Source organism: Streptomyces sp. NPDC047982, assembly GCF_043204165.1.
In the GTDB taxonomy this organism is placed as follows: domain Bacteria; phylum Actinomycetota; class Actinomycetes; order Streptomycetales; family Streptomycetaceae; genus Streptomyces.
Genome location: NZ_JBIDBS010000051.1, coordinates 1 through 8397, shown reverse-complemented (window position 1 = coordinate 8397; position 8397 = coordinate 1). Strand labels below are relative to the sequence as shown.

General features: G+C 70.6%; 7 protein-coding genes and 1 tRNA gene. 1 reads left to right on the top strand and 7 read right to left on the bottom strand.

All coding sequences use genetic code 11. The annotated features are described in order from the left end of the window. Positions 1–91: 91 nt before the first annotated feature. The 4 genes from ACGF2V_RS30990 to ACGF2V_RS30975 form a co-directional block, all read right to left on the bottom strand. Positions 92–241 carry a hypothetical protein gene (locus ACGF2V_RS30990; protein ID WP_362711196.1) on the bottom strand — a complete coding sequence of 50 codons (150 nt, stop codon included), beginning with the start codon at positions 239–241 and terminating at the stop codon, positions 92–94. Positions 242–376: 135 nt separating this feature from the next. After that, positions 377–449 (bottom strand) — tRNA-His (locus tag ACGF2V_RS30985). Positions 450–657: 208 nt separating this feature from the next. After that, complete coding sequence (gene orn, locus ACGF2V_RS30980) at positions 658–1260, bottom strand: oligoribonuclease (RefSeq protein ID WP_362630715.1); 603 nt, start codon at positions 1258–1260, stop codon at positions 658–660. Positions 1261–1269: 9 nt separating this feature from the next. After that, positions 1270–2499 carry a helix-turn-helix domain-containing protein gene (locus tag ACGF2V_RS30975; protein ID WP_362630718.1) on the bottom strand — a complete coding sequence of 410 codons (1230 nt, stop codon included), beginning with the start codon at positions 2497–2499 and terminating at the stop codon, positions 1270–1272. Between the two features lie 982 nt (positions 2500–3481). On the opposite strand from ACGF2V_RS30975, the gene ACGF2V_RS30970 reads away from it, so the two are divergent. Further along, positions 3482–4003: a universal stress protein gene (locus ACGF2V_RS30970; RefSeq protein WP_362630720.1), complete on the top strand. Its 522-nt coding sequence runs from the start codon at positions 3482–3484 to the stop codon at positions 4001–4003. A gap of 862 nt (positions 4004–4865) precedes the next feature. On the opposite strand, the gene glmS is transcribed toward ACGF2V_RS30970, so the two are convergent. The 3 genes from glmS to ACGF2V_RS30955 form a co-directional block, all read right to left on the bottom strand. Next, positions 4866–6695, bottom strand: coding sequence for a glutamine--fructose-6-phosphate transaminase (isomerizing) (gene glmS, locus ACGF2V_RS30965; protein WP_362630723.1), 1830 nt, complete (start codon positions 6693–6695; stop codon positions 4866–4868). Between the two features lie 110 nt (positions 6696–6805). Continuing rightward, positions 6806–7081 carry a hypothetical protein gene (locus tag ACGF2V_RS30960; protein ID WP_362630726.1) on the bottom strand — a complete coding sequence of 92 codons (276 nt, stop codon included), beginning with the start codon at positions 7079–7081 and terminating at the stop codon, positions 6806–6808. A gap of 131 nt (positions 7082–7212) precedes the next feature. Then, the gene (locus tag ACGF2V_RS30955; protein WP_362711194.1) at positions 7213–8307 is read right to left on the bottom strand and encodes a DUF4429 domain-containing protein; all 1095 of its coding nucleotides are present in this window, start codon (positions 8305–8307) and stop codon (positions 7213–7215) included. Positions 8308–8397: the final 90 nt, after the last annotated feature.

Here is an 8397-nt window from a genome sequence, read left to right as displayed (position 1 = left end):
CAATCCACACCAAACCGGAAGGCCCTCACCCGTTCAAGATCCCTCAGCCGAGATCTGGCTCACCCGTCCACAACCTCCCGGGACAGAACACCTAGCCGTACGGCCGCTGCTGGCTGTGGGCGTCGCCCAGCTTCTCGAAGGCTTCGGCCGACGGTTCGTCACCGAAGCGCTCGGACTCGTTGCTGCCGCCGCGTCCGCCCTGCACCCACCAACCTCGTAGGTGCTGGTGCAGCCTTTCCACTCACGCTTCGTGATGGTCGCCAGGGCGGGACGGTAGGGCCCACTTCGAGCGGGTGTTGGGCCACGGTTGGGCCGCGCTCGGAAAAGGGATCAGCCCCCTGACCCGTTATCCCAGGTCAGGGGGCTGATCATTCAGGGTGAGTAACGGGACTCGAACCCGCGACATCCTGGACCACAACCAGGTGCTCTACCAGCTGAGCTATACCCACCGTGTCCGGTCGTTTCCGACCGGCCGAGAAAAAGTGTACAGGGTCCCGGAGGGTGCTCGCGCCACAGTTGTTCGGCTGCCGCCCGGAACCCCCGAAAGGCCCATGACCAGTGGCTTCACCGCGGGCCACGGCGTGTCCGCGAAGTCCCGCCGAACCGCCCCGTGCGCGGTGCGGGCCGGGCGGTACGGCGGGACTCCGTGGATCCGGCCTACGGCACGGGCGGCGCGACGCGTGTCGCGATGGCCTTGGACTGCTCCGAGTCCGGCCCGGGCTGCGGGACGAAGATCGCCTCGCGGTAGTAGCGCAGCTCCGTGATGGAATCGCGGATGTCCGCGAGCGCCCGGTGGTTGCCGTTCTTCTCCGGGCTGTTGAAGTACGCCTTCGGATACCAGCGGCGCGCCAGTTCCTTGATCGAGGACACGTCGACGATCCGGTAGTGGAGGTAGCCCTCCAGCGCCGCCATGTCCCGCGCCAGGAAACCGCGGTCGGTGGAGACCGAGTTTCCGCAGAGCGGGGCCCTGCCGGGCTCCTTCACGTGCTCGCGGACGTAGGCCAGCACCTGGGCCTCGGCGTCGGCCAGGGTGGTGCCCCGAGCCAGCTCGTCGAGGAGGCCCGAGGCGGTGTGCATCCGGCGCACCACCTCGGGCATCGCCTCCAGGGCCGTGTCCGGCGGGCGGATCACGATGTCCACCCCTTCGCCGAGCACGTTCAGCTCCGAGTCGGTGACCAGTGCGGCCACCTCGATGAGTGCGTCTTCCGTCAGCGAGAGCCCGGTCATCTCGCAGTCGATCCACACCATGCGGTCGTTCATGGCCCCACCCTACGGGGCGCTCCTCTGCCCGGGCAGGGCCGGGCGTCCGGTGACGTACGCGTCGGGTCCCGGCTTCCCGAGCTCCGCCACTCCGGCCGCGACCGCCGACGAGGTCACGACGTGCGGCCCCGGCGACATGGCCGCGCCACGCCGTCCCGCCGCGCCCGGCTGGGCGGGCACGATCGTCTCCATCACGTCGCCGATCCCTTCGCCGCCTCCGCCCTGCGGACGACGGGCCCGGTAGGCGGCCCGGTACGCGGCGGGGGAGGAGCCCAGCTGGCGCCGGAAGTGCCCGCGCAGCGCGACAGGCGAGCGGAAGCCGCAACGGCCCGCGACTTCGTCGACCGAGTACTCGGACGTCTCCAGCAGCCGCTGCGCCTGCAGCACCCGCTGGGTGATCAGCCACTGGAGCGGCGCACTGCCGGTGAGCGAGCGGAACCTGCGGTCGAAGGTCCGCCTGCTCATGTACGCGCGCGCGGCCAGCGTCTCCACGTCGAACTGCTCGTGGAGGTGCTCCAGCGCCCAGGCCACGACCTCCGCGAGCGGGTCGGAGCCGATCTCCTCCGGTAAAGACCTGTCGAGGTAGCGCTCCTGACCGCCACTGCGCCGCGGCGGCACGACGAGCCGGCGGGCCAGCGCGCCGGCGGCCTCCGTGCCGTGGTCGGTGCGGACTATGTGGAGACAGAGGTCGATCCCGGCGGCGGTGCCGGCCGACGTGAGCACGTCGCCGTCGTCGACGAAGAGTTCGCGCGGATCGACGTGGACCGACGGATAGCGCTTGGCCAGCGTCGGCGCGTACATCCAGTGCGTGGTCGCCGGACGGCCGTCCAGCAGACCGGCCGCGGCGAGCACGAACGCGCCGGTGCACAGCCCGACGATGCGGGCTCCCTCCTCGTGGGCGCGGCGCAGCGCGTCCAGCGCCTCCGCGGGCGGCGGAGAGGTGATCGAACGCCACGCGGGCACCACGACGGTGCCGGCCCTGCCGATCGCCTCCAGCCCGTAGGGCGCGGCGAGTTCGAGTCCCCCAGTGGTTCGTAGCGGTCCGTCTTCCCCGCCGCAGACGAGGAGTCGGTAGCGCGGAACTCCCGCGTCCTGTCGGTCGATTCCGAACACGGAGAGCGGGATCGAGCTCTCGAAGATGGGGCCGCCGCTGAACAGCAGCACGGCGACGACTTCTCGTCGTCGTCGGCCACTGAGCTTCCGTACGGCCTCCGTTGCGGTGGCGGAGTCCTGGCTCATGACGCTAAGCCCCCCTCGGTGTTCGCGTCTTCCTGGTCCATGCGGGCCTGTCGCTCCTGCACTTTTCCCCTCGGTCCTGCACGAGTCCCCGGTGCTCGCTACCCAAGATCGAATCTACTGCGTCCCGTGCCGCCGTCGTGACAAGTTCACCAACCGGCGTTATGTCGACAAGGCAACTTGGCGGGAAGCATTCGATCACGAAGCGTTTCACTCGGCAGCCCTCCACGGAAGGGTGCCTCGCCTTGATGGCCCGTCCCTATCCGGTCTTCGGCGGGCGGAATCGTACCGCGCGGTCTCTTCCTTCCTGGTGGCAAGGGGGTTGATCGGCCATTTCGGCAAGGAAGCGGTGGGGGTGAGAAGTTGGCTGAAAATAGACGGTTGTGCATACGTGATTCGGTCAGTGAACCGGCGCACAACCTCGTTGCTCGACTGCTTCTTTGCGCCCCCCTGGGCAGGTCGGCCGACCGATCGTCCGGAATATCCGGGCGGGGCCGACGGGCGAACGGATTCCGACCGGCGGGCCGGTATCGGTCCGTCGCCGGGCGGAGAGAGCCGGGCGGGACGGTGGGGCAATGGGCGGCGGGGGGTGTCCGAGAGGCGGACCGCCGCCGCGCCGGCCCCGCGCGGAGCGGTGATCCACTCCGCGCGGAGGCCGCGATTCCGGGGGCGGGGCGGGCTGGCGTGGGGCCGGGCGGCGGTGTGACGGACGGGGCCCCGGGTGTCACCGAGCGGAACCGCCCGGGGCCGTACCGGAGCCGCTGTCGTCGGTGTAGGGCGCAACCGGCATTGCCATCCGGGTCCGCCTCGGGCATGCTCCGTGAAACGTCGCGCGCGCTTTGCGCGGGTCTGGGCAGTGGAGGAGTGGCGCCGTACCCTTGGGGGTAAGGGGTTGGGAAGATGATTCCCGGACACCGCTACACCGCCCGCTGACACTCTTGCCCACGTCGCTCTCCTCACGAGGACACTCTTCGCCGAGACACCGATGGCCGGTCACGAAATCCCCGAACCCGCCGACCGCAAGCAGGTGGCCGACGCCATGTCGGGCCCGCAGGCGGCCGAAGAAACACGTCATTCCTGCGACCCCGCCTTCCAGCACGGGGTCGTCGTCGGCTTCGACGGCTCGACCTCCAGCGAACGGGCGCTGGCGTACGCCATCGGTATGGCCCGCCGGTCGGGTTCCGGCCTGATCATCGTCCACGTCGCCAACCGGCTGCCGACGACCGTCTGGGCGGGCTGTGAGCCGCCCGTCTTCGTCGACGTGCCCGATCACCGCACCGAGGTGCTCGGCCTGGAGCTCGCCTGCGCGGACTACCTCTCCGAGGTGCCCTGGGTGCTCGTCGAACGGGGCGGGGACATCTGTCACGAGCTGGAGGAGGTCGGCCGGGAGTACTCGGCGGACGCCATCGTCGTCGGTTCCACGCACGGCGCCGTCGGCCGCATCTTCGGTTCGGTTGCGGGGCGCCTCGCGCGGCGCGCGCAGCGTCCGGTCGTCGTCATCCCCTGAGCGGCCGGTCGGGGCCGCGGCGGCGATTGCCTCCGGGTGCGCAGGTGCGCTGGCAGGGGGCGGGGCGGGCAGGGGCGGCTGCCTGTGTGGCCCGGGCCAGGCCGGTACGGTCTGGCCGGGTGCGCCTCGGGCTGTGATCCTTGGTTCGTGGTCCGCTGTCTCTGCTGTCTCTGCTGCTTCCGTTGCTGCGCCGCATCTGCCCGTGCTGCCCCTTCCGCCTGTCCTGCCCCTCCCGCCCGGGCCTGTCGCTCCCGCCCTCCCGCCGCACGCCCCGGTCCGTCACCCGTAGCTCCGTCGTCGGTTTCGTCCTGACCGCCCACCCCCGGTTGTAGGGGGTCGTCCCGGCCGTGAGGTGTGATCCGTGCGCCCGACGTGGCGTCAAGTCGCCTGCGGAAACAGGCGGTCCACCGGCCGATGGCGGTGGAGCGCCAGTACCCGAAGCGTGCATAACGCTCACCGGGTGGCAGGACGGGCGCTCGCGGACGGCGCCCGTCGAGGGCAACGGCCGCCCGTGCGGGCGCCGTCGGCCCCGGTCGCCCCGTATCGCTGCCGACCTCGTAGGTGATCGGTATCGGTCACCCGCGGACGTGCCCGAGAGGCCGACGGGAACCGGTGCGACAGGCGCTCGTGTGAAGCATCTGATACAGCGGGGGGCGGACGTCCGTAGGGACACAGTCGGTACGGACGGTACCTATGTGGCAACAGTCCGTACGGCATCAACCATGACGTGACGGCTGGTGCGCAGCACTCGGTGTGGGGGCGGCCGGTGTGGGGACGGCCGGTACGGGGACGGCCCCGCACCCGCTGTCGCGGTGGGTGCGGGGCCGTTCGGCCGGGTGCGGCGGGCGCGGAGAGGGCGGGCCTACTCGACGGTGACGGACTTCGCCAGGTTGCGCGGCTTGTCGATGTCCCGGCCCATGGCCAGCGCCGTGTGGTATGCGAAGAGCTGGAGTGGGATGCCCATCAGGATCGGGTCCAGCTCGTTCTCGTTCTTGGGTACGACGATGGTGTGGTCGGCCTTGTCCTGCGGCTGGTGGGCGACGGCGAGGATGCGGCCGCTGCGGGCCTTGATCTCCTCCATCGCGGCGCGGTTCTTCTCCAGCAGGTCGTCGTCCGGCACGATCGCGACCGTCGGCATGGCGGGCTCGATCAGCGCCAGCGGCCCGTGCTTCAACTCGGAGGCGGGGTAAGCCTCCGCGTGGATGTACGAGACCTCCTTGAGCTTCAGCGACGCCTCACGCGCGACGGGGTAGCCGCGCACCCGGCCGATGAACATCATCGACCTGGCGTCCGCGTACTCGGCCGCCAGCCGCTTGATCTCGTCCTCGTTCGCCAGGATCTCGCTGATCTGGGCGGGCAGCCTGCGCAGCCCCTCGATGATCCGCTTGCCGTCGGCGACCGACAGGTCCCGGATCCGGCCCAGGTGCAGGGCGAGCAGCGCGAACGCGACGACCGTGTTGGTGAAGCACTTGGTGGACACGACACAGACCTCGGGCCCGGCGTGCACGTACATGCCGCCGTCGGCCTCGCGGGCAATGGCGGAGCCCACCACGTTGACCACGCCGAGCACCCGGGCACCCTTGCGCTTGAGTTCCTGGACGGCGGCCAGCACGTCGTACGTCTCACCGGACTGGGAAACCGCGATGTACAGGGTGTCCGGGTCGACGACCGGGTTGCGGTAGCGGAACTCGGAGGCCGGCTCGGCGTCCGAGGGGATCCGGGCGAGCTCCTCGATGAGCTGCGCGCCGATCTGTCCCGCGTGGTAGGAGGTGCCGCAGCCCAGGATCTTGATCCGGCGCACCCCGCGCGCCTCGCGGGCGTCCAGGTTGAGACCGCCCAGGTGCACGGTGGCGAACCGGTCGTCGATCCGGCCGCGCAGCACCCGGTCCACGGCGTCGGCCTGCTCGGAGACCTCCTTGTGCATGTACGTGTCGTGGCCGCCCATGTCGTACGACTCGGCCTCCCACTCCACGGTGGTGGGCGTGGCCGTCGTGGACGAGCCCTCCGTCGTGTACGTACGGAAGTCGTCGGCCTTCAGGGTGGCCATCTCGCCGTCGTCGAGGGTGACGACCTGGCGGGTGTGGGCGACGAGCGCGGCGACGTCCGAGGCGACGAACATCTCCTTCTCGCCGATGCCGAGGACGACCGGCGAGCCGTTGCGGGCGGCCACAATCCGGTCGTTGAAGTCGGCGTGCAGCACGGCGATGCCATACGTGCCCTCGACCGAGCGCAGCGCCTCGCGGACCTTCTCTTCCAGGGTGTCCGCCTGGGCGCGGGCGATCAGGTGCACCAGCACCTCGGTGTCGGTCTCGGAGAGGAACTCGACCCCGTCGGCGACGAGCTTCGCACGGAGCTCGGAGGCGTTGTCGATGATGCCGTTGTGGACGACGGCGACCTTGTTGTCGGCGTCCAGGTGCGGGTGCGCGTTCTCGTCGCTCGGGGCGCCGTGGGTGGCCCAGCGGGTGTGGGCTATGCCGGTGGTGCCGCTGAAGCGCTTGGGGATACGGGCCTCCAGCTCACGGACCCGGCCCTTCGCCTTCACCATCTTCAGGGCGGCGGGCTTCCCGGCCGACGCCTTGCCGGTGATGACGATGCCCGCGGAGTCGTACCCCCGGTACTCCAGCCGCTGCAGCCCTTCCAGCAGCAGCGGGGCCACGTCACGCTTCCCGATGTATCCGACGATTCCGCACATGAAGTCTCTGCCCCTCCATAGATGTACTTGTGGTGCCCGACGCTCGACCGTCGCAGCCCTACCGGTCCGCGCAGCCGTCCCGGTCCTCCCGGGTCGTTTCCTGTCTCGGCTCAGCCGTAGACGATGCGGCGCAGTTGGCGGAGCGAGAGCTCCGGTGGTGCGACCGCGCGGTGCGGCAGCTCGGCCGCGATCCGCTCGAAGATCTCCGTGTTCACCAGGCCACCGGACTGCAGTTCCCGGTGGCGGCGGCGGACGAAGTCGTCGGTCGTCTCGTCGAAGTACGCCAGCACGTCGAGTACCACCCGGGCGGCCTCACCGCGCTGGAGCGCGGTGCTGCGCACCAGGTGTTCGATGAGGTCGTCATGCGACGGGCGGCGTTCGAGCACTCGTTGATATTGCGTTGGACGGAGCGTCGGCGCAACAATTCTGCCCGATATCGGGCAGGAGAGGGTGTGATTACGCTCTCGGACGGGTTTGGAACCGGACGTGGGGCGGTCTGAGGCGTTCAAGAGACGCGTCAGAGACGCTTCAGTACGGCCTGCTTGGCAGCGGTGAACTCGTCGTCGGTGAGCACCCCCGCCCGGTGCAGCTCGCCGAGCTCCCGGAGCCGCCGCAACAGCACGTCGTGATCGTCGGCGGGCGGTGGTGCGTCCGGGGCGGGAGCAGGAGCCGGGGACGGGGGCGGGGATGATGTGGTGGAGGCCGGGGGTGTCACAGGGGCCTTGGAGAGCCGCGCCGCCTCGCCCGCGTCCGGCCCCGGACCGATGGCGCCCGTCGCCGTCGGCCCGATCGCCGTGCCCGGTGCCTTCGTCGTGCCCGGCCCGATGGCGTCGGGGGTCGTTGCGCCCGGGATTGTCGCGTCCGGCGCCGTCGCGATGGGGGCTGTCGCGTTCGGAGCCATCGCGTTCGGGAGTCTGACCAGCACCGCCGCCGCGACCAGCACCGCCGTGTACTCCTTCTTGGACAGCCCCCACAGGTCCAGCGCGTACGGGTCGAACTCGGGTGCCGGGGCCGGCGCGGAGGTCAGGCCGGCCACGCCCCGGACGAAGCGCAGATGCCCGTTCGCCAGACCGATGGAGGGCATCCAGTGGACCGCGGTCACCTCCGACACCGGGAACGCGACCGGGCCGCCCGAGCTCTTGACCTCCTCGGCCTTCCAGTTCCACGTCAGCCGGACGGTCTCCCCGTCGAACGAGGCCGTGCCGTCCCCGCCGCCCCCGGCGACCGGCACCGAGGGCCCCGGCAGAAGGAAGCCGTCGGTGGGCCCGGACGGCACCTGGTCGAGCAGCAGGGTGTTGCGCACCTCTTCGACGAAGTACTCCGCCAACCCGCCGCGGTCCTTCTCCACGCTGAGCTGGTACGGGTCCGCGGCGTCCTTGAGCCGGCCGTCCGCGGCGCGCAGGACCGGGCAGGCCCCCTCGCGCAGCCGCAGTCGCAGCCGGCCGCCCTTGCGGTGGGGCTCGAAGGAGATGCCCGCCACCGCCCGGAGCGGGACGACGAGCTCGCCCAGTTCCCGCCGGACGGGGTGCACCCCCCTTCCCTGACCAGGCACGATCCGTACCGTCTCGCCGTCGAAGGTCCACGTCCCGTCCTGCTGGGTTATCTCCGTCATCTGATTCCTCCGTGGATACTCCGCCCTTCAGGGCGGAGAGGAAATGGACTCCTGTGGAGCAGGGCAAGGGCTGCGATTCGCCGCCAGGGG